The 20,605-nt window shown below is 58.0% G+C and carries 22 protein-coding genes and 2 pseudogenes; 9 read left to right on the top strand and 15 right to left on the bottom strand.

Annotation, left to right across the window (positions count from 1 at the left end):
• The 3 genes and pseudogenes from ABYT07_RS09650 to ABYT07_RS09640 all read right to left on the bottom strand — a co-directional run.
• A pseudogene (locus ABYT07_RS09650) lies at positions 1-248 on the bottom strand (energy-coupling factor transporter transmembrane protein EcfT); the annotation flags it as partial.
• The gene (locus ABYT07_RS09645) at positions 223-948 is read right to left on the bottom strand and encodes an energy-coupling factor ABC transporter ATP-binding protein (RefSeq protein ID WP_372991198.1); all 726 of its coding nucleotides are present in this window, start codon (positions 946-948) and stop codon (positions 223-225) included. The gene ABYT07_RS09645 and the pseudogene ABYT07_RS09650, both read right to left, overlap by 26 nt.
• Before the next feature lie 83 nt (positions 949-1,031).
• Entirely contained in the window at positions 1,032-1,748 is a 717-nt protein-coding gene (locus tag ABYT07_RS09640) for a COQ9 family protein (protein WP_372991197.1), read from the bottom strand.
• Between the two features lie 115 nt (positions 1,749-1,863).
• Here ABYT07_RS09640 and rpsU point away from each other — a divergent pair, with 115 nt between their 5' ends.
• On the top strand, positions 1,864-2,070 hold the full coding sequence (gene rpsU, locus ABYT07_RS09635; RefSeq protein ID WP_008226826.1) for a 30S ribosomal protein S21: 207 nt from the start codon (positions 1,864-1,866) through the stop codon (positions 2,068-2,070).
• Positions 2,071-2,151: 81 nt separating this feature from the next.
• Here the strand turns inward: rpsU and ABYT07_RS09630 are convergent, their stop codons facing one another.
• Both ABYT07_RS09630 and ABYT07_RS09625 read right to left on the bottom strand, forming a co-directional pair.
• Entirely contained in the window at positions 2,152-2,577 is a 426-nt protein-coding gene (locus tag ABYT07_RS09630; RefSeq protein ID WP_372991195.1) for a GFA family protein, read from the bottom strand.
• A 43-nt stretch (positions 2,578-2,620) separates the two neighbouring features.
• Positions 2,621-3,268, bottom strand: a complete 648-nt coding sequence (locus ABYT07_RS09625) for a GntR family transcriptional regulator (protein WP_372991194.1) — start codon at positions 3,266-3,268, stop codon at positions 2,621-2,623.
• A gap of 143 nt (positions 3,269-3,411) precedes the next feature.
• Between ABYT07_RS09625 and dctP the strand changes: the two genes are divergently transcribed.
• The 5 genes from dctP (at position 3,412) to ABYT07_RS09600 (ending at position 9,087) form a co-directional block, all read left to right on the top strand.
• A complete protein-coding gene (dctP, locus tag ABYT07_RS09620) occupies positions 3,412-4,398 on the top strand; it encodes a TRAP transporter substrate-binding protein DctP (protein ID WP_372991192.1) in 987 nt (328 codons plus the stop codon).
• Between the two features lie 68 nt (positions 4,399-4,466).
• Positions 4,467-5,015: a TRAP transporter small permease gene (locus ABYT07_RS09615; protein WP_372991191.1), complete on the top strand. Its 549-nt coding sequence runs from the start codon at positions 4,467-4,469 to the stop codon at positions 5,013-5,015.
• The gene (locus ABYT07_RS09610; RefSeq protein WP_372991189.1) at positions 5,015-6,331 is read left to right on the top strand and encodes a TRAP transporter large permease; all 1,317 of its coding nucleotides are present in this window, start codon (positions 5,015-5,017) and stop codon (positions 6,329-6,331) included. Before ABYT07_RS09615 ends, ABYT07_RS09610 begins: the two co-directional genes overlap by 1 nt.
• The gene (locus ABYT07_RS09605) at positions 6,328-7,560 is read left to right on the top strand and encodes a malonyl-CoA decarboxylase (RefSeq protein ID WP_372991188.1); all 1,233 of its coding nucleotides are present in this window, start codon (positions 6,328-6,330) and stop codon (positions 7,558-7,560) included. Before ABYT07_RS09610 ends, ABYT07_RS09605 begins: the two co-directional genes overlap by 4 nt.
• Before the next feature lie 12 nt (positions 7,561-7,572).
• Positions 7,573-9,087, top strand: coding sequence for a malonyl-CoA synthase (locus ABYT07_RS09600; protein ID WP_372991186.1), 1,515 nt, complete (start codon positions 7,573-7,575; stop codon positions 9,085-9,087).
• A 9-nt stretch (positions 9,088-9,096) separates the two neighbouring features.
• Here ABYT07_RS09600 and ABYT07_RS09595 read toward each other — a convergent pair whose 3' ends face one another.
• Entirely contained in the window at positions 9,097-9,558 is a 462-nt protein-coding gene (locus tag ABYT07_RS09595) for an Lrp/AsnC family transcriptional regulator (RefSeq protein ID WP_372991185.1), read from the bottom strand.
• Positions 9,559-9,698: 140 nt separating this feature from the next.
• On the opposite strand from ABYT07_RS09595, the gene ald reads away from it, so the two are divergent.
• Positions 9,699-10,817 (top strand): alanine dehydrogenase, encoded by a 1,119-nt coding sequence (ald, locus tag ABYT07_RS09590; protein ID WP_372991184.1) that lies wholly within the window; start codon positions 9,699-9,701, stop codon positions 10,815-10,817.
• Positions 10,818-10,886: 69 nt separating this feature from the next.
• Here the strand turns inward: ald and mscL are convergent, their stop codons facing one another.
• The 7 genes from mscL to pheS form a co-directional block, all read right to left on the bottom strand.
• On the bottom strand, positions 10,887-11,318 hold the full coding sequence (gene mscL / locus ABYT07_RS09585) for a large conductance mechanosensitive channel protein MscL (RefSeq protein ID WP_372991182.1): 432 nt from the start codon (positions 11,316-11,318) through the stop codon (positions 10,887-10,889).
• 267 nt (positions 11,319-11,585) lie between these two features.
• Positions 11,586-13,196, bottom strand: coding sequence for a GMC family oxidoreductase (locus ABYT07_RS09580; RefSeq protein ID WP_372991181.1), 1,611 nt, complete (start codon positions 13,194-13,196; stop codon positions 11,586-11,588).
• A gap of 53 nt (positions 13,197-13,249) precedes the next feature.
• The gene (locus tag ABYT07_RS09575; protein ID WP_372991179.1) at positions 13,250-13,705 is read right to left on the bottom strand and encodes a YtoQ family protein; all 456 of its coding nucleotides are present in this window, start codon (positions 13,703-13,705) and stop codon (positions 13,250-13,252) included.
• A 12-nt stretch (positions 13,706-13,717) separates the two neighbouring features.
• Complete coding sequence (gene pheT, locus ABYT07_RS09570; RefSeq protein WP_372991178.1) at positions 13,718-16,117, bottom strand: phenylalanine--tRNA ligase subunit beta; 2,400 nt, start codon at positions 16,115-16,117, stop codon at positions 13,718-13,720.
• 66 nt (positions 16,118-16,183) lie between these two features.
• Entirely contained in the window at positions 16,184-16,987 is an 804-nt protein-coding gene (locus tag ABYT07_RS09565; RefSeq protein ID WP_372991177.1) for a PHB depolymerase family esterase, read from the bottom strand.
• Complete coding sequence (locus tag ABYT07_RS09560) at positions 16,984-17,262, bottom strand: YrhK family protein (protein ID WP_372991176.1); 279 nt, start codon at positions 17,260-17,262, stop codon at positions 16,984-16,986. The genes ABYT07_RS09565 and ABYT07_RS09560 overlap by 4 nt, the downstream gene beginning before the upstream one ends.
• Positions 17,263-17,291: 29 nt before the next feature.
• Positions 17,292-18,365 (bottom strand): phenylalanine--tRNA ligase subunit alpha, encoded by a 1,074-nt coding sequence (gene pheS, locus ABYT07_RS09555; RefSeq protein WP_372991174.1) that lies wholly within the window; start codon positions 18,363-18,365, stop codon positions 17,292-17,294.
• 160 nt (positions 18,366-18,525) lie between these two features.
• Between pheS and ABYT07_RS09550 the strand changes: the two genes are divergently transcribed.
• Both ABYT07_RS09550 and ABYT07_RS09545 read left to right on the top strand, forming a co-directional pair.
• Positions 18,526-18,906 (top strand): hypothetical protein, encoded by a 381-nt coding sequence (locus ABYT07_RS09550; RefSeq protein WP_372991172.1) that lies wholly within the window; start codon positions 18,526-18,528, stop codon positions 18,904-18,906.
• Entirely contained in the window at positions 18,903-20,081 is a 1,179-nt protein-coding gene (locus ABYT07_RS09545) for a YbfB/YjiJ family MFS transporter (protein WP_372991170.1), read from the top strand. The genes ABYT07_RS09550 and ABYT07_RS09545 overlap by 4 nt, the downstream gene beginning before the upstream one ends.
• Positions 20,082-20,142: 61 nt before the next feature.
• Here the strand turns inward: ABYT07_RS09545 and rplT are convergent, their stop codons facing one another.
• Positions 20,143-20,508 carry a 50S ribosomal protein L20 gene (gene rplT, locus ABYT07_RS09540; RefSeq protein WP_008229343.1) on the bottom strand — a complete coding sequence of 122 codons (366 nt, stop codon included), beginning with the start codon at positions 20,506-20,508 and terminating at the stop codon, positions 20,143-20,145.
• A 15-nt stretch (positions 20,509-20,523) separates the two neighbouring features.
• Positions 20,524-20,605: pseudogene (locus tag ABYT07_RS09535) on the bottom strand (50S ribosomal protein L35); the annotation flags it as partial.

The following is a 20,605-nucleotide window of genomic DNA, read 5'->3' as shown; positions in this document are numbered from 1 at the left end:
GTCAAGACGTGCCATATCAGAATCAGCACGATGAAAGGCCACAGGATTTTCAGACGGGAGATACCGATTTTGAAGAACCGCCAGCCCGGTAGCGCGTAGATCAACAATGTCAGGCCGCAGATCAGGCCCTGCGCCCAGACCGACCCGATGCTGAACAGCACCAATGTCGCCATGCAAAGCCCTGCCAGCTTTGCCCCTGCGGGCCAGTCGTGGGCGCGTGTCTCAACCGGCGATGTCAGCGAAATCATCTGTGGCCCCCAACTGTTGCATCCGGTCGACAAAGGCGTGCGATACATCCGCCGCGGTGCCATCGCGGTGAATACGCCCCTCTTCGATCCAGATCACGCGGTCATAGCTTGCCAGATGCGCGGGGTCGTGGGTGATATGCACCAGGTGCGCATCAAGCCCCCCAAGAACGCGGGTCAGGTGCAGTGTCGTAGGGATATCCAGCCCGGCAAAAGGTTCGTCCAGAATGATCACCTTGGGCTGCATCGCAAGGATCGACATCAGACAGACCAGCTGCCGCTGCCCCTGTGACAGCTGGTGGATCGCTGCCTTTGCCCAATGGCTGCGGTCAAAGCGGGCCAGCATTTGCGCCGTATTGTCTGCGGCATGGGCGGCGGTCTGGCCCAGCTGGGTCAGGCCAAAGCTGATCTCTTCTTCGACGGTGGGGAAAATAATCTGGTGGTCGGGGTTCTGAAACAGAATGCCGACATGGCGCAGCGCTGCTTTGCGGTCTTTGACAACATCGACGCCGGCGATCCGCACCGTTCCGGATGTTGCCGCGACCAGCCCAGCAAGGACCCGCGCCATCGACGTTTTACCCGAGCCGTTGCGCCCGACAATCCCGATCCGGCGCTCGGATGCCTCAAGAGAAATGCCGCTCAAAACAGGCGTACCCTCAGGCGCATAGGACACATCGTCGAGCAGGATCAAAGGGGTAGACATGACGGCGATACCATAGACTGTCGCCCGCAAGACTGTCGGACCAGCGCGGGCCTAGCAGGTCTTTCGCCCATAGGAAAGTCAGCCTAGTTACGCGGGCTGGTCCAGCTGCCCGGCAACCCCATCTTTGGCATCCGGGTCGGGGCCTTGACGTGCGACAACAGCCAGTTCGGCCCTGCCATCAGCTTGCTTAGGGTGGGACTGTTGTTCACCTGCGCCTTCAGCTTTTCGATCTGCATCACGTTGTCTATTCGACGGTCCAGGAATTCCCATGTCGCCGCGTGCGCTTCGCTGGTGTCGCCCAGCCAATACAATACGGTCGATGAATAAACAGCACTTAGCGTAGCGCGTTTGGTGTACCAGTTCACATCGTCGGAGGTATCACCAAGCGCGTTCCAAATCGCGTCGCAGGTACCCCAAACCAGCTTGGCTCCGTCAGGTGCGTATTGCGGCAGGGCAAACAAGGTTGTCCCGCGGCGTACGGCTTCCTTGTCGTTGGCGGCTTCAAGCCGGAACCGGACCATCGCCGCGATCTTGTCACGAAATTTCATCTCGGTCAGGTCTTCGGATTTCATCCGCGCAATCATCTCGTCATCGCCGCGCTTGTGATAGGCAACCGCCAGATCAACCGCGCCCCGCGGGCACACGGCACGCGCAACAGTCGGGTCAATTCCCGAATCTTTGATTGCAGCCTGAAACGTTGCCTCAGACCACCCGTCAAACGCCACATGGATCAATGCCGCATCCAGCAGCATTTCTTTGGGCGCAAGGGCAGAGTTTGCGGTTTCGGACGTGTCGGACATGGCGGGCCTCCTGAGCGGTGATTGGCTGTACACTAGACAATCTAGGTCCCGATTGCTATAAACCCAGTTCCTGCAAATCCTTGCAACTTCCAACCAGAAAGGTGGTGAAAACCACATGCAGGTTAGTGTTCGCGACAATAATGTCGATCAAGCCCTTCGGGCTCTGAAGAAAAAGCTACAACGCGAAGGTGTGTTTCGTGAAATGAAGCTGAAGCAACATTTCGAGAAACCCTCCGAGAAACGCGTACGTCAGCAAGCTGAAGCGATCCGCCGTTCCAGAAAACTGGCACGGAAAAAATTGCAACGCGAAGGCATGATGTAAATCAACGCCCGCGATGCACAAGAATAGAGACCCCCGATACCTGATGGTGCCGGGGGTTTTATTTTGGGGTTTTGGGTGAAATTAGACGTCCGGCGTCCAGTCCGGCTGGGTGGCAAAGCAAACCACATCTTCCCCAAGCGCATCCCAATGCGGCTTGTCGCGCTCGAAAATCACGACCTCGACGCTCAGGTCTGCGGCATCATCCATTGTGCCAAGGCTCAGGGTCAAATGATCAGGCATTCGGGTGTTTCTGCCGAAAATGGGGCTTCCGCAGGTGGTACAGAACGCTTTGGTAACCTCGGAGCCTTTGTCAGACAGATAGGTGAACCGGGTCAAATTTCCGCTGATGGTGACCGCTTTTGCAGCAAACATCGCGCCGACTGTGTGGCCTGTTCCGCTAGACCTGCGGCATTCATTGCAGTGACATTGCGCCACGACATTTGGGATACCTTCAGCGGCATAGCTGACGGCACCGCACAAGCATTTTCCGGTGTATTTCTGTGTCATACGCGGAACAGTACAGCCGTGACCGCAGGGCGCAACCTCGCGGCTAGTTCTTAAGGCTCGCGATCAGGCGATGGAATTTCTCGCCTTGCACCGCGACGTGGCTGCGCAGAACATGTGCGGCCCGGTCGGCATCTTCGCTTTGCAGTGCGGCGACGATTTCAAGATGTTCGGCCATGGATTGGTCCATGCGCCCGCGAAACCGCAACTGCATCTTGCGATAGGCGCGCAGCTTGTTCTGCAATTGCAGCGCCTGCTTTTCAAGAAAGCTGTTGGCCGCACCGCGATAGATGATTTGGTGGAATTTTTCATTCTCAAGGTAATAGGTGTCGTGATCGCCGTCGGTGATCGCCTGCTGGCATTTCACGTTCGCCTCGACAAGCTGCGACAAGCCGGTTTCCGAAATGCGCGTCGCAGCCAGCCTACCACAAGAGGCTTCAAGCTCGGCCATTGTCTCGAACATCTCCATCAACTCGACCGGGCCCGGCTGGCGCACAAACACCCCACGACGGGGGATTTGCTCGGCCATGCCTGACGCCACAAGCACCTGCAATGCCTCACGAATTGGCGTTCGGGAAACTTTGAATTGCTCTGCTAGCTTGATCTCGTCCAGACGCTCTCCATCCTGGTATTGCCCAGAAAATAAAGCCTGCTCAAGCAGTCCAGCGATCTTGTCGGCACGTCTCATTTCCATGGCATACTTCTAGCTTGCAAAAGACCCAGAGTGCAAATCTCCTGTTCTTGTATACAATAAATTTGACTTGGAATACAACCTATGAAAAAACCAGCTCAGTTGAATTAGGGCACGAGACCCCGATCACACCCAGGGAGGGAAACATGAAATTGAAGTTTTTAACCACGGCAGCCGCGTTGGCGTGCCTGACACTTGGCACGGCGGCCCATGCAGAAACGCTGCGCCTGTCGCATCAATGGTCGAACACGGATGTGCGCAACAAGGTCGCCGAAATCGTGGCGAATGGCGTTGCCGAAGCCGGTGTCGATCTTGAAATCCAGATCTTTGGCTCGCAATCCTTGTTCAAGGCCCGCGAACAGTATCGCCCCCTAAGCCGCGGACAGTTGGATATGACTGTTCTGCCGCTGAGCTATGCTGGCGGTCAGCAGCCTGCGTTCAACCTGACACTGATGCCCGGTCTGGTCAAAAACCATGACCACGCCGCCCGCCTTAGCGAGTCCCCCTTCATGGCCGCGCTTGAGGAAAAGATGGCCGAAGATGATGTAGTGGTTCTGGTCCACGGCTATCTGGCTGGCGGCTTTGTCGGCAAAGACAAATGCATCACCAAACCCGAAGACGTTGCCGGCTTGCAGATTCGCGCCGCGGGCAAATCGTTTGAACAAATGCTGGCAGGGGCCGGGGCGTCGATCGCATCCATGGCGTCGTCCGAACTGTATAACGGCCTGCAGACCGGCGTTCTGAACGCAGCAAACACGTCGTCGTCGTCCTTTGTATCCTACCGGATTTACGAACAGGTCAGCTGCTATACACCTGCAGGCGATGTCGCATTGTGGTTCATGTATCAGCCTTTGCTGATGAACAAAGCCAAGTTTGAATCCCTGACCGAAGACCAGCAAGCGGCGCTTTTGGCTGCGGCTGAAAAGGCTCAGGCGTTCTATCTGGAAGAAGCCAAGAAGGAAGACGCCGCATCCGAAGCTGTTTTCCGTGACGCAGGCGTAGAGATTGCCCAGATGTCGCAGGCCGACTTTGACGCATGGCGCGCTTTGGCGCAGGAAACATCCTACAAAGCATTCATCGAGGAAGTTCCCGATGGGCAGGCGCTTTTGGATATGGCCTTCGCGGTCGAGTAACCAATTGGAGAGGGGCGTGCGCGCCCCTTTCACCCCCATATTTCCAAAAATTTCCTAAGGAGACCCCTATGGCTGGCCAAAGCGCTGCCGTCGTATCCCGTACAGGCGGTAATCCGTTCTTGAAGGCTGTTGCGGCTCTTTCCACTGTTGCAGGCTGGTTTTCTGCCGCCATGATTGTCGCTGCTGTGCTGATCACCTGCCAGATGATTTTCATCCGCTTTGTGCTCAATGGATCGACCATCTGGCAGACCGAAGCGGTAATCTACCTTGCCATCAGCTCGACCCTTGTGGGGCTGCCTTATGTCCAGCGACTGCGCGGGCATGTAAATGTCGACCTGATTCCCCTGACAATGGGGCCAAAGCTGCGCTATAACATGGCGATTTTCACGCTTTGCCTGTCGACGATCATGGTCGCGATCATGTTGTGGTATGGCTTTGAATTCTGGCATCTCGCGTTTGAGAAGAACTGGAAATCGGACACGGTCTGGGGCGTGCGCCTTTGGATTCCCTATGCGTCGCTGCCTATCGGCTTTGCGCTGTTCTTGCTGCAACTGATCGCGGATTTGGTCGCAGTCGTTTTGAAAATTGATAAGCCTTTCGGCTTGGAGGACGCGTAATGGATCCGCTTACACTGGGCGCGTTTGTCGCCGTATCCACTATCATCGTTTTGTTTTCGGGCGTGTCTGTCGCCCTTGGCCTGCTCATTGTCTCGACCGGATTTTTGATGATCTTCGATGGCATGCGGTCTCTTGAACTGCTGCCCGAAATCCTGTTCGGCAAGCTGGACAACTTTGCGCTGCTATCGATCCCGATGTTTATCATCATGGGGTCCTCCATCGCCTCGACCCGTGCAGGTGCCGACCTTTACGAAGCACTCGAACGTTGGCTGACCCGCGTGCCCGGCGGACTTGTGATATCGAACCTCGGGGCCTGCGCCTTGTTCGCGGCCATGTCCGGATCAAGCCCGGCCACCTGCGCCGCCATCGGCAAGATGGGCATCCCCGAGATGCGCAAGCGCGGCTATCCTGACGGTGTCGCGGCCGGGTCGATTGCTGCGGGCGGCACCCTTGGCATTCTGATTCCACCATCGGTCACCATGATCGTTTACGGCATCGCCACAGAAACCTCGATCGGACGGCTGTTTTTGGCGGGGGTCATTCCCGGCTTGCTGCTGGTCGCATTGTTTATGGCATGGTCGCTTTATTCCACCTGGAAATCTGGCGACCGCGCATTGCTGGCCTCGGGCACCTACACTTGGAAGGAAAAGTTCGAGATCCTTCCGCGGGTCATCCCCTTTTTGCTGATCATCCTTGGTGTGCTTTATGCGATGTATGGCGGGGTCGCCACGCCGTCTGAAACCGCTGCGGTTGGTGCGCTGCTGTGCCTGATCATCGCGATGGTGATCTACAAGCTCTGGAACCCCAAAGACCTTTGGGTCGTGCTGCGCGACAGCACCAAAGAAAGCGTGATGATCCTGTTCATCATCGCGGCGGCGGGTGTGTTTTCCTACATGCTTTCAAGCCTGTACATCACGCAATCCATCGCCAACTGGATCGGCACCTTGGACGTGAACCCTTGGGTTCTAATGGGTTTCGTCAACGTGTTCCTGCTGATCGCGGGGTTCTTTTTGCCCCCCGTCGCGGTGATCCTGATGGCGGCACCGATCTTGCTGCCGATCATCACCACCGCAGGGTTCGACCCGATCTGGTTCGCTGTCGTTCTGACCATCAACATGGAAATCGGGCTGATATCCCCGCCCGTTGGTCTGAATCTTTACGTCATCAACGGCATTGCACCCGATATTTCCCTCAGGACCATCCTGACAGGATCAATGCCATTCGTGGCCTGCATGGTGTTGGCAATCGTTTTGCTGTGCATCTTTCCGGGGTTGGCAACATGGTTGCCCGATGCCGTGATGGGGGCAGCAAGATGAGCTTTTTCGCGGGCCTGATTTCGACTGTTTTCGAAAGACGCTATCGCACCGCCCTGTCAGACGAGGCCGCTGGGCGCAGCATTATGGAGCTGTCCAATGATCTGCTGGGCAGCCATGGCGAAGTGTCGGGCAGTACGTTGGCGCGCCTGATCCTAGATCGCTATGCGACTATGGAGCCGGGTGAGAAACAAGCGTTCTTCAGCTTCATGACCCATGATCTTGAAATCGATCCCAAGCAGGTCACGGCAACCCTTCAGACCTATCAGGACACGCCGTCCAAAGCCAGCTACCGTGCCTTTGCCAAAGCCTGCGAACCCCAACGCCAAGAACTGATCCGCAGGCTGAATCAAGTCCCCGGTGCCACTGCGCGGCTTGTCGCGATGCGCAAGGATCTGCTGGATTCTCTGCGCAAGCACCCAGATCTGGCCCCTTTGGACGTTGATTTCCAACATCTGTTTTCATCGTGGTTCAACCGGGGTTTTCTAGTGCTGCGGCCCCTGAACTGGTCCAGCCCGGCTGAAATCCTCGAGAAGATCATAGAATACGAGGCTGTGCACGCGATCGACAGCTGGGAAGACCTGCAGCGCCGCCTGCAACCGGCTGACAGACGCTGCTTTGGCTTTTTCCACCCCGCGATGGCAGGTGAACCGCTGATCTTCGTCGAAGTCGCCCTGACCAAAGGCATCCCCAATTCCATCCAAAGCCTGCTGGCCGATGGCCGCGACGCGATTCTGGCCGAAGATGCAGATACAGCCGTTTTCTATTCGATCTCGAACTGTCAGGCGGGGTTGGCCGGGATTTCCTTTGGCAATTCGCTGATCAAACAGGTTGCCGCCGATTTGTCGCGTGATCTGCCGATGCTGAAAAACTTTGTCACGCTGTCGCCGATCCCCGGTTTGAACGCATGGCTCAAGAATACCGATACTGCGCTGGACGCGGCCCCTGCCAACCTTGCCGCGCATTATCTGCTAGAGGCAAAGCGCGCAGACGGCATGCCCGCCGATCCAGTCGCACGGTTCCACCTTGGCAATGGCGCGATGGTGCATGACGTGCACGGCGATGCAGACCTGTCCGGCAAGGGCATGGCGCAATCAAACGGTGCGATGGTGAATTATCTTTACGATCTGTCCCAAATCACTAAAAACCATGAACAATTTGTCGCCGAAAAAACGGTCATCGCGTCGCCGGACGTACGTGCCCTAAGCGCGTCGATAAAATTAGACACCTAAGGGAATATCGCCATGGCCAATCCTCTTTTTGACAGCCTGTTCGGGCAGCACCTCAACAATGACGCGGTGTTTTTACACCTGCCGGATGGGGGCTCGATCACTTATGCCGCTTTCTTGCAGACCGCTGCGCAATATGCGGGCCTGCTGACCAAACTTGGACTGAAACCGGGCGACAGGCTGGCCGTGCAAATCGCCAAATCCCCGCAGGCTTTGGCGGTCTATGCCGCCTGCGCGCAGGCTGGTATCGTGTTTTTACCGCTCAACACCGCCTACACGCCAGATGAAGTGTCCTATTTCGTAGAAAACAGCGGTGCGCGCGTGTTGCTATGCGATCAAGCCAACGCGGGCGGTCTGGCCCCTGTCGCCCAAGCCTGCGGTGCCACGCTTGAGACATTGAATGCCGATGGCTCCGGCAGCTTTCCCGATCAGGCCAAGGCGATGCCCACCAGCTTTGAAACCGTTGCACGCGACGGCGACGATCTGGCCGCGTTCCTTTATACCTCGGGGACCACGGGCCGGTCCAAAGGCGCGATGCTGACGCAAAACAACCTGTTGTCGAACGCCGAGGTCTTGATGGCACAGTGGCAGTTCACAGCGAATGATGTCTTGATGCATGCACTGCCGATCTTTCACACGCATGGTCTGTTTGTGGCCTCGAACATCACCCTTTTGGCAGGCGGCAGCATGATCTTTCTGCCCGGCTTCAAGCTGGATCAGGTGATTGACCACTTACCCCAAGCCACGACCATGATGGGGGTGCCGACATTCTACACCCGCCTGCTGGGCGACGCGCGGTTCACCAAAGAACTAGCCGCACATATGCGCCTGTTCGTGTCCGGCAGCGCGCCCTTGCTGGCCGAAACCCATGTCCAGTTCGAAAAGCGCACCGGCATGCGTATTCTTGAACGCTATGGCATGACAGAAACCAATATGAATACCTCGAACCCCTATGACGGTGAACGGCGCGCCGGCACGGTGGGCTTTCCCCTGCCCGGGACCGAGCTAAAGATCACTGACAGCACGACCGGCGAGACCCTGCCCCAAGGCGAGATCGGAGAGATCGAAGTCAGGGGCCCCAACGTGTTCAAGGGCTATTGGCAGATGCCCGAAAAGACCGCTGAAGAACTGCGCGCGGACGGGTTCTTTATCACCGGAGATCTGGGGCAGATTGATGCAGACGGCTATGTGCACATCGTTGGCCGCAACAAAGATCTGATCATTTCGGGTGGCTATAACATCTATCCAAAAGAGATCGAGCTGCTGTTGGACCAAGAGGAAAACGTCTTGGAAAGCGCCGTCATCGGTGTGCCGCACCCCGATTTCGGAGAGACCGTGGTCGGGATCATTGTCGCGCAAGGTGACACTGCACCCAATCTGGAAAAGATCATGGCCAACATCGCCAAGTCGCTTGCCCGTTTCAAGCACCCGCAAAAGCTGATCATCCTGCCCGAACTGCCGCGCAACACTATGGGCAAAGTGCAGAAAAAAGCGCTACGGGATCAGTTTCAGGGGCTGTTTTCAGCGTAACCTTACAGGTTAGCCCACAGGCAGCGCTGTCGTATTGCTGACAGTTCGCAAGGCAAAACTGGATTGCATCTGTCCGACACCGGGCAGACGCGCCAGATACTGGCGGTGAATACGGGCGAAATCTTCGGTATTCTCAGCAACCACTTTCAGGAGATAATCGGCGGAACCTGCCATCAAGTGACATTCCAGAACATCGGGAATGCGCGCGACGGCTTTCTCGAACGCGTCCAGCACCTCGTCCGCTTGGCCTTGCAGGGTGATTTCGACAAATACCGTCGTGGGCACCCCCATCTTGCGGGCGTCCAATAACGCGACATAGCCCCGAATATAGCCGTCGGATTCCAGCCGCTGCACCCGACGGTGACAGGCCGATGGCGACAGATGCACCTTTTCGGACAGATCGGAATTCGACATGCGGCCTGTGCGTTGCAGGGCCGTCAGGATGCGGCGATCAATCTCGTCCAGGGTCATTCGTGCAATACTTTCGCGTCATTTAGCGTAATTATCGAATACTATTCGAAGATATACCAGCTTGGCGACCCGTATTTCGTGCCTTTTTGCGCTTTGAGGCGCGTATATTGATCCAAAAACAAAACATAGGGATATAGATCATGAAAATCGGCTGCCCCAAAGAGATCAAACCGCAAGAATTCCGCGTTGGCATGACGCCAAATGCCGCTTTCGAGGCTGTGAACCACGGCCACGAAGTGATTATCGAAGCAGGTGCCGGCATCGGCGCGGGCTTTGAAGATGCCGACTATGTTCAGGCGGGTGCGACGATCATTGCCACCGCTTCCGAGATTTTCGCCAGTGCCGACATGATCGTCAAGGTCAAGGAACCTCAGGCGGTTGAACGCAAGATGCTGCGTGAAGGTCAAATTCTGTTCACCTACCTGCACCTTGCACCGGACGCCGATCAGACCAATGATCTGATCGCCTCGGGCGCGACCTGCATCGCCTATGAGACCGTGACAGACCGCGCGGGCGGCTTGCCCTTGCTGGCCCCGATGTCCGAGGTTGCCGGACGGCTGGCCCCGCAGGTCGGGGCTTGGACGTTGCAAAAGGCGAATGGCGGGCGTGGGGTGTTGATGGGCGGCGTTCCGGGCGTCGGCCCCGCGCGTGTCGTCGTGATCGGCGGCGGTGTCGTGGGCACCCATGCGGCGCGCATCGCGGCCGGAATGGGCGCTGATGTGACTGTGCTGGACCGGTCCCTGCCCCGCTTGCGCTATCTTGATGACATCTATGGCGGCACCTTCAAGACGTCTTATGCGTCTGCCGGCAACACAATCGAATTGGCGCGCGAGGCCGATATGATCATCGGTGCGGTTCTGATCCCCGGGGCCGCTGCCCCAAAACTGATCAGCCGCGCGCAGCTGTCCGAACTGAAACCCGGTGCCGTTCTTGTTGACGTGGCGATTGACCAAGGCGGTTGCTTTGAAACCTCCAAAGCCACCACCCACCAAGACCCTATCTATGAGGTTGACGGTATCATGCATTATTGTGTGGCCAACATGCCGGGCGCGGTTGCGCGGACCTCGACCATCGCGCTTGGCAATGCAACCATGCCGTTCATGCTGGCCCTTGCCGACAAAGGGTGGAAAAAGGCCTGCGCCGATGACCCACATCTGAAAGCCGGATTGAACGTGCATGCTGGTCAGCTGACTTATGCCGCCGTCGCCGAAGCCCTAGGCATGACTGCCATCACCGCTGACGAAGCCATCGCGGGCTAAACACCCTTGCAGACAAAAAAGGCCCGCATTCGTTGCGGGCCTTTTTCGTTTGAGCGGTCAGAACTACCCTTACTTCTTGGCAAGCTCGTCGCGGATCTGCAACAGCACGTCCAGCTCGCTCGGCCCTGTGTCGACGGCTGGTGCGATCTCTTCGGGCTTTTCGGCGACGGCTTTCAGACGGTTCACCATCTTGACCAACATGAACACGACAAACGCAATGATCAGAAAGTTGATGCAGGCGGTGATAAACGCGCCATAGGCGAAAATCGCAGCACCGGATTCACGCGCGGCATCCAGCCCGGCACCAGCAGGGACATCACCCGACAGCACGACATACATGCTGGTGAAATCAACGCCACCCAGCACCAGACCGATGATCGGGTTGATCAGGTCACTGACCAACGAACTAACGATGGCGGTAAACGCGGCACCAATGATGATACCGACAGCCAGATCCATGACATTGCCCTTGGCAATGAAGTCCTTAAATTCTTGTAACATAGTTTGTCCCTCACACTTTATTTATGGGGTGCATTCTCCGAATCAGATGCACCAGTGCCACCCGTTAACACAGCTTTTCTTTGAATCTAGCCTGTTTTTTTGGCCCTCACTTGCCACAGGCAAATGAACCCTGAAACGTTCAGCCTCAATTCCCGACCTAAATCCCTTTCCCGATACAGGAAAACTGCGCATACCTGACCCCGATGGTTTGCCGCGTTTTCCATTGCCATCGCTGCACCTGACGCAAAAGCCTTCGCCGTAATCGCCCTAAGGGGCCAGCCCCCGCATCCCGCCCGCGATTTTTTCTGCAATCATGATCGTGGGCGCGTTCGTGTTGCCGCCCAGAACACGCGGCATGATTGATGCATCGACGACACGCAAACCGTCAATCCCGTTTACGCGCCCTGATGGGTCAACCACCGCCATATCGTCATTGCCCATCCGGCACGTCCCCACAGGGTGATAAATGGTGTCCGCGCGGGCGCGAATGTCAGCCTCAAGGGCGCTGTCGGATCCATCGTGGTCATACAGCTTTTTGCCGCGCCACGGGGCCAGTGCCGGGGCCCCCAAAATCCCCTCCAACATCCGCGCCCCTTTCTTTAACAGGGCCAGATCACGCGGATCGCTAAGATATTGCGGATCAATGCGCGGCGGTGCCGCCGGATCTGCGGACGCAAGGCCGACGGTCCCCCGGCTGTGCGGGCGCAGTGCGCAGACATGGCAGGAATAGCCGTGGCCAAGGTGAATTTTACGCAAATGGTCATCCACAATCCCGATGACAAAGTGCAGTTGCAGATCAGGGCGGTCAAGATCGGGGCTTGATCGCAAAAATGCACCGGCCTCACCGAACGGCGTCGCGAACATCCCCGTCCTGTCCCGTCGCCAGCGCAGGCCCGCCTTTGCCAGATCGGCCAGCCCCCGTGGCCCCAGACTGATCACATCCGTCCGCTTGGATGTATAGCTGATGACATAGTCCAGATGATCCTGCAGGTTCTGGCCGACGCCGGGCAGATCGTGGTGGCAGTCGATCCCATGAGCCGCCAGTTCATCGCGCGGCCCGATGCCCGACAGCATCAACAGCTGCGGCGACCCGAATGCGCCCCCCGACAGGATCACCTCTCGGTTTGCCAAAAGGCGTTGCACGGTACCACGGTGGCGCACCTCAAGGCCGATCGCGCGCGCGTTTTCCAAGATTACCCGCTGCGCCTGACACCGGGTCAGCACCGTCAGGTTGGGCCGCGCCCGGACTGCATCCGGCAGATATGCCGCCGCAGCAGAGCATCGTTCCCCACGTCGCGCATCATCGTGAAACTGGGTCACCTGAAAAAGGCCCGCGCCTTCTTGGCGGGGCCCGTTAAAGTCGGTGGTCCTGCGGATCTGTTGTTGGCCCGCAGCGTCAATGAAAGCGTGTGAGATTACGCGGGGTTCAGACTGATCGGATACGTGCAGCGGTCCGTTTGCGCCGTGCAGATCATCGCCGCCGCGCAGGTTTCGTTCAGCCCGCTTGAACCACGGCAGTACGCTTTGCCAGTCCCACCCCGTGCAGCCCAGATCGGCCCATTCGTCGTAGTCCTTGGGATGGCCCCGCACATAAAGCATTGCGTTAATCGCGCTTGATCCGCCCAGCGTCTTGCCCCGCGGCTGGAACCCTTTGCGGTTGTTCAAACCGGGTTGGGGTGTCGTGCGAAATGCCCAGTTGTTGATTTTGGGGCGGCCAGAAATCATCGTCGCCGCCAAGGCAGGTGCACGCACTAGAATGCTGTCCCCCTTGCCACCCGCTTCGATCAGGCACACCGATATGTCGGGGTCTTCGGACAGGCGCGATGCCATAACGCATCCCGCCGATCCGCCGCCCGCAATGATATAGTCAAATTTCACGCTGCGGCCCCTGACCAAATCCTAGCAAAGCCTAGTCTGGGGCCTGAGTTTAATCAATCAGCCGTGGGCAAGGTCCCGTTCAGAACATAGCGCAGGATGTCGACGACTTGCGCCGGTTCTTGGGCGACGGCCAAGGCAGCGGCGTCGACTTCCTTCAGCGCATGAGCATGGTCGGGCCCATGCAAAATCACCAAGGATTTGCCCAATGCCGCCGCATAGCCTGCATCAAATGCGGCATTCCACTGTTTATACTGATCGCCAAAGCGCACGACGACCACATCCGCAGCCTCGATCCCGCGGCGGGTGCGGATCGCGTTCAGTTGTGCGCCTTTGCGATCATGCCAGAACTTATCCGCCTCGGCCCCCATGATAGCTACGCCGCAATCATCGCTGGCCGCGTGATCGGTGACAGGCCCGCCAAAGCTGACATCCAAATCAGCAGCGCCTGTGATGATCTGGTCGCGCCAGTCCGTATGGATTTCGCCGGAAAGATAGACGTTCAGTGTCATTGTGATCCCCTTTTAACCGCGCAGCACGCCGCCTGTCGCTTTGGTGACTTTGTCGATGACCTTGGCCCCGACGGCCTCGATGTCTGCATCCTTCAACGTTTTGTCGGTGGGCTGCATGCGCACGGTCAGAGCAATCGATTTCTTGCCTTCGCCCAACGCGCCGCCGATGAATTCGTCAAAGACGCGCACATCGTCGATCAACGCCTTGTCGGCACCCATTGCAGCATTCACCAGTGTCATTGCATCAACACCAGCATCCACGACAAAGGCAAAATCACGTTCAACCGCCTGTAGGCTGCTGATCTGCAACGCAGGACGCGTAGATCCGGTTTTGCGCGGCAGCGGCACCTCGGCAGGCCAGATGGTAAAGCCCATGGCAGGGCCTTTTACGTCCATCGCGGCCAACACACGGGGGTGAATTTCACCAAAGACGGCCAGCACCTTTTTCGGGCCAAGGCAAATTTGTCCGTGACGACCCGGATGCCACCAGTCGGCACCATTGCGGTTGATCTGCACTTTGGCAGGGGCCCCGATAGCGGACAAAACCGCCTCAACATCTGCTTTGACGTCGAAAACGTCGATAGGGCGTGATGACCCGTGCACATCCTTGGGGCCGGTCCGGCCGACAATCAAACCACTGACCTGCATATGCTGTTGCCCCGGTTCGCCGCCGGTGAAGACGGGACCTACTTCGAACAATGACATGTCGGCGAAACCACGCGCCTGATTGCGCGCTGCCGCTTGCAACAACGCAGGCAAAAGCGCGGGGCGCATATGGCTCATGTCGGCACTGATCGGATTTTCCAGACGGGTTTCATCTGTCCCGCCCCCGAACAACGCGGCCGACGCTTGATCAATAAAGCTGTAGCTGACGCATTCATTGTACCCCAAGGCGGCGCAGGCCCGGCGTGCAAAGGTTTCGCGGCGCTGAATGGGCGACAAAACGGGTTTCGGCACACCGGCAGTCAGACGCGGCAACGGGCGACCCTCAAGCTTGGTCAGCGATGCAATGCGCGCGACTTCTTCGACCAGATCGGCCTCGCCTTGCACATCGGGGCGCCAGCTGGGCACGTGGGCCATGTTGCCTTCAAGGCGGAACCCCAAAGACGTCAGCGTCTTGCGCTGATCGGCCTCGGAAATAGTCATGCCCACCAGCGATTGCACGCGGGCCGCGTCTAACTTGTAGGCCCGCGAGAAATCAGGAACATTGCCTGCGATCACGACTTCGGAGGCTTCGCCGCCCGCGATATCAAGGATCATCTGGGTTGCATGTTCGATCGCGTAGGGCGTCCATTCAGGGTCGATCCCGCGTTCAAACCGGTACCGTGCATCCGAGTTGATTTTGAGCGCGCGGCCCGTATAGGCGGTGCGCACCGGATCGAAATAGGCCGCTTCGACAAAGACGTTCACGGTGTCCATGGTGCAACCGGTATCAAACCCGCCCATCACACCTGCGATGCTTTCGACTTTTTCGGCGTCGGAGATCACGGTCATGCCTTCGGCAAAGGTATATTCTTTTTCATCCAGACCCACCAACGTCTCACCGCCTTTGGCGCGGTGCACGCGCAGGGTGTTGCCCGCGACTTTGTCAGCATCGAAAACGTGCAAGGGACGGTTGCGGTCATAGGTGAAAAAGTTCGTCACATCGACAAGGAACGAAATCGGGCGCAGGCCAATCGCGCGCAGCTTGTCTTGCAGCCATGCAGGCGATGGGCCGTTCTTCACGCCACGGATCACGCGACCATAGAAAACGGGGCACTGGTCCAACGTGTCTTCGTCGATCGACACGCTGATCGGACAGGGGAACATCCCTTCGACGGCGGGCATATCACGCGGCTTTAACGTGCCCAGACCGCGCGCGGCTAGATCACGCGCAATGCCACGCACGCCCAAGGCATCGGGGCGGTTGGGGGTAATCGCGATCTCGATCACGGGGTCAACCTTGGCGGGGTCGTTCTTGGCCAACCAGTCGATGAAACGATCGCCGACCTCGCCCGAGGGCAGTTCGATGATGCCGTCATGTTCCTCGGACAGCTCAAGCTCGCGCTCGGATGCCATCATGCCAAAGCTTTCGATGCCACGGATCGTGCCGACGCCAATGGTGGTATCAATCCCCGGCACATAAACGCCGGGTTTGGCCACAACCACGGTAATGCCTTCACGCGCGTTCGGTGCACCGCAGATGATCTGCTGCACGCCTTCGTCGGTTTCCACCTGACAGACACGCAGACGGTCCGCATCGGGATGCTTTTCGGCGGATTTAACAAAGCCCAGCGTGAAATCCGCCAGCTTGGCACCGCGGTCTTCGACGCCTTCCACCTCGAGCCCCAGATCGGTCAGCGCATAGGTGATTTCATCCAGCGACGCGGTGGTATCCAGATGTTCTTTCAGCCAGGACAGTGTGAATTTCATGGGGCTTATCCTCGTGCAAATGCTTGGGCTAGGGCCTAGCGTTTAATCAGGGCGGTTTCAATGCGGTTAGTCCTGGCTTTTCGCCATAAGACCGTCCAGCTGCACACCCAGCCAGCCTTCGGGAATAAAATGCCCGCCGCTATGGACATCAAGGGTCACGCTGCGCCCTTGGCTGCAATTGTCCCAGACCAGATGGGTGGCACCGATGCCTGCCCTGATCTCGTAGTCTTGGGTGATCCGGCCCTGACCACAGCCAAACGTCTTGCGCCACAGGGCCACTGCGTTGGTGGCATCATGACCGGGGCCGCGCGGTAGGCTCATCCAGATGTCTTGCAGACCATGCACATGGCGCACCCGGTCGGGCGGGTTGGGGCACGGCGTCGTCTGCGGGATTGTACCCGACATCGTCATCAACCCTGCAATTTTATCGCCCCGCGCACAGGCATAACGCCACGCCATTGCCGCCCCGAATGAAAACCCCGAGACATAGATTTGGGTTGGGTCCACCGGATAGCGCTTGGCCACATCCGCAAGGATCGCGTCGGCAAAGGCAATGTCCGCTGGCGCATCCTGCCAGAACCGCCACGCCCGGTTCTGCGCAGAAGGCGCGATCAGCATAACGCCGCGAGGCTTGGTTTCAACGCCGATGCGAGGGTGGTTCACCACCGTTTTGCCACGCCGCAGGAAGGCGTGGAAATGCATCATCACCGGCAAGGGGGTCACGCCATCCCAGCCATCTGGCAGCAGGATGTTATATTCACGGTTGCCGATCTTGCAGGGGGTATCGCCGCCGCAGGTTTGGGCGTTTGTTGCGCTGGCAGCAGCCGGCAATAAAAACAGAACCAACAGTAGCAAACGTATCGGTTTCACTTTGCTCTTTCTGCGAGGTCTTTGACATCGCCCATCCGGTACAGCTTGATTTCACGCACCAACCGCAAGGTAGGCTTTGCAGCAAAAAGAAAAGACCCGATCAGGAAAAACCACGTCGCGGGAATCTGCTCTGACTCGAAAAAGAACAGAATAGACCCAACGATAAAGCATATGGCGGCCATGAAATCGACAAAAGTATAGACCAATTCGAACCGCGCATAGACAGTTCGACTGGCATCTGATGCCTCACGATTGCTATGTAGAAAAAGCTTCACAGCAAGTTCCTCTAAAGCTCAGGGCTCGTCTACCGGCTCAAGCCACCATGCAAGTTAGGCTGATCAAGGCTGGCAAACCCATAGTGACGCAGCCAGCGCAGGTCGGAATCGAAGAAAGCGCGCAGGTCGGGGATGCCGTATTTCAGCATCGCGATACGGTCGATCCCCATGCCAAAGGCAAAGCCCTGCCATTCGTTCGGGTCAATCCCGCCCGCTTGCAGCACCTTGGGGTGGACCATGCCGGACCCCAGCACCTCCATCCAGCCGTCGCCTTCGCCGATACGCAGCTGGCCGTCGACCCATGAACACTGGATGTCGACCTCGGCCGATGGTTCGGTAAAGGGGAAATGCGAGGCGCGGAAACGGGTTTTGATGCCGTCCACCTCAAAGAACGCGGCAAAGAATTCTTCGAGCGTCCATTTCAGGTTCGCCATAGAGATGTCTTTGTCGATCGCCAGACCTTCGACCTGATGGAACATCGGCGTGTGGGTCTGGTCGTAATCGGCACGGTACACACCACCGGGGCAAATGATGCGCAAGGGTGCGCCTTCGGCCTCCATCGTGCGGATTTGCACGGGGGATGTGTGGGTGCGCAGCACGTGCGGCGGGCGGTCGTCGCCCTCGGCGCGGGCCATGTAAAACGTGTCCATCTCGGCGCGCGCAGGGTGGTGCCCGGGGATGTTCAGCGCGTCGAAGTTATACCAGTCGGTGTCGATGCGCGGCCCTTCGGCAACGGAGAAACCCAGTTCGGCAAAGATCGCAGTGACCTCTTCCGTGACTTGGCTGACAGGGTGGATCGTGCCTTGGCGCGTGCCGCGGGTCGGCAGCGTAACGTCCAGCCATTCGCTGCGCAGACGTTCATCCAGTGCGGCATTGCCCAACGCGGCTTTCTTGGCGGCAAGGGCAGAATTGATCTCGTCCTTGAGCGCATTCAGCGCGGGACCGGCGGCTTGGCGTTCCTCTGGGCTCATCTTGCCCAGTTCGCGCATTTTCAGGGCAACTTCGCCCTTTTTGCCCACAGCGGCCAGACGGATATCTTCTAATGCCGCCTCATCCGCTGCATTCGCAATCTGTCCAATGTATTTTTGCTTGAGATCATCCATGTCGCACCTGCCGTTTGCTAGCCCGCTGACGTGCTACCAGAACCGCGGGTGATTACAAGCGCCGCGGCGCGTTTGGGCGCGGCAAACCGGGGCAAAATCAAGCCGCTTGGCCGATGGGTTTGGCGCTGCTAGGGTCAGGCAATCGCAGTAGACCTGCCCTTTGGACCCCAAGGTGAAGAAACCTCCCCTCGCACAAGATATGTTCTTTGGCCTGGTTTTCGTGATCTGCAATGTGTGGGCGTTGATTATCGTCACCAGCGCCTCGATTGCTGTGTTTGGCCGCCCTCGGGGGGTGAGCTATGGCATATTGCTAGAGGTTTTGTTAACCATTCTTACGCTTCACGGTGCCCTCATGGTGCTTTGGTTTCGCCTGTTTTCCACGAGGCTGGCGCTGTGCATATCCCTTGGCACGCTTCTCGGGATCACTGTCTTGTTAATGCCCTCTTTTGGCGAGCGTCCCATTCTAAGCATCTGCGTCAGCGCCATGATCTTTTGTCTGGCCTTCGCGTTTTGGCACCAGCGCCGCCTGCGCGCCTTATGACCGACGCACGCCCTGTCACCCGACCTTGGCTGGCCCTTGCGGGGCTGACCCTGGGCGTCATGGTCACCAACGGGTTTGCACGGTTCGCTTACGGACTGATCTTGCCTGCAATGAAATCCGAACTGGACTGGAGCTATGCGCAAGCCGGATGGCTGAACACGGCGAACGCGTTGGGCTATGTGGTGGGCGCGGTGCTGACGCTGCTGCTGATCGGGCGTATTGCACCCGCGCGGCTGTTCAGCTTTGGGCTGATCGCCACCACCGCCAGCCTGCTGGCGACAGGGGTCGAGGCGACAATGGGCTGGCAGACGTTCTGGCGGATTGCGGCGGGGGTGTTCGGGGCGATGTCCTTTTCCACCGCCAGCGTTTTAACCGCGAGGCTGTTCCCCGGTGATGCGAAACGCAACGCTTTGGCGATTGCGATCCTGTTTGGCACGGGTGGCGGTCTTGGCATCATGCTGGCAGGCGCATCTTTGCCCCTGATGCTTGCCGCATGGGGCCCGTCCTCCTGGCGCTTTGGCTGGTATATTATCGGCGGGCTCAGTGTTGTTGCCATGCCCCTTAGCCTGTGGTCTGCCCGCGCGCTGCATGTACCGGCCCCCCGCAACACGGCCGCTGGTGGACTGGCTTTGCGACGGATCTGGCGCGAGCTGGCGGGATATGCAGGGTTTGCCATGGGGTATATCGTGTACCTCACGTTCCTTGGGGCGTGGATGGCGGACCAAGACGCATCGGCCCCTTTGATCGCGGGGGTCTGGATCATCTTGGGCGTCGCGCTGATACTGTCACCTTTCGTCTGGCGCGGTGTCCTGGCGCGGCACAGATCAGGACGGCCATTGGCGATGATACTGACAGGCATCGCAATCGGGTCCGCCTTGCCCGTGGTATTGCCCGCGGGCGGTGCTGTGGTGATATCGGCCATCGTTTTCGGGCTATGTGTGTTCATGGCCCCCGGTGCCATCACCAGCTTTATCCGCCAGAACCTGCCGCCTGAAAGCTGGGCCGCCACGATGAGCCTGTTCACCGTTGTTTTTGCCGTTGCGCAAACCATCGGGCCTTTTGCGGCCGGGGCAATTGGCGATGCGACAGGGAATATCGGGTCAGGTTTGTTGGTGGCTGCTGCGATCCTGCTGACGGGTGCAGCGCTGGTCGCATTTCAAAAACCGCTCGACTGAAACGCAAAACGCCGCCCTGATATCAGAGCGGCGTTTCGTATTCTAACGATGCAAAGGGCGCTTATGCGGCCAGTGCGTCTTGTGCTTGCTTAACAATCGCACCGAACGATTCAGGTTCGTTCACGGCCAGATCGGCCAGAACCTTACGATCTACTTCGATGCCTGCAAGGGACAGACCATTGATGAAACGGCTGTATGTCAGCGCTTCGTCATGGCTGCGCACAGCGGCGTTGATCCGCTGGATCCACAATGCGCGGAAGTTGCGCTTGCGATTCTTGCGGTCACGGGTTGCATATTGGTTTGCTTTGTCGACGGCTTGACGCGCGACCTTAAAGGTATTCTTGCGGCGGCCATAGTAACCTTTGGCTGCTTTAATTACCTTCTTGTGACGGGCGTGGGTGACGACACCACCTTTTGTACGGGACATATCGGCTCTCCTATCTTAGCGGTCGTAGGGCATGAAGCCCTTGATGATCTTTGCATCTGGCGCAGACAATGCTGTCGTGCCGCGTGCGTTGCGCAGG

Source organism: Sulfitobacter sp., assembly GCF_041552635.1.
In the GTDB taxonomy this organism is placed as follows: Bacteria; Pseudomonadota; Alphaproteobacteria; order Rhodobacterales; family Rhodobacteraceae; genus Sulfitobacter.
Note: the sequence above shows the minus strand (reverse complement) of the source record. Positions and strands in the feature narration are given on the sequence as shown.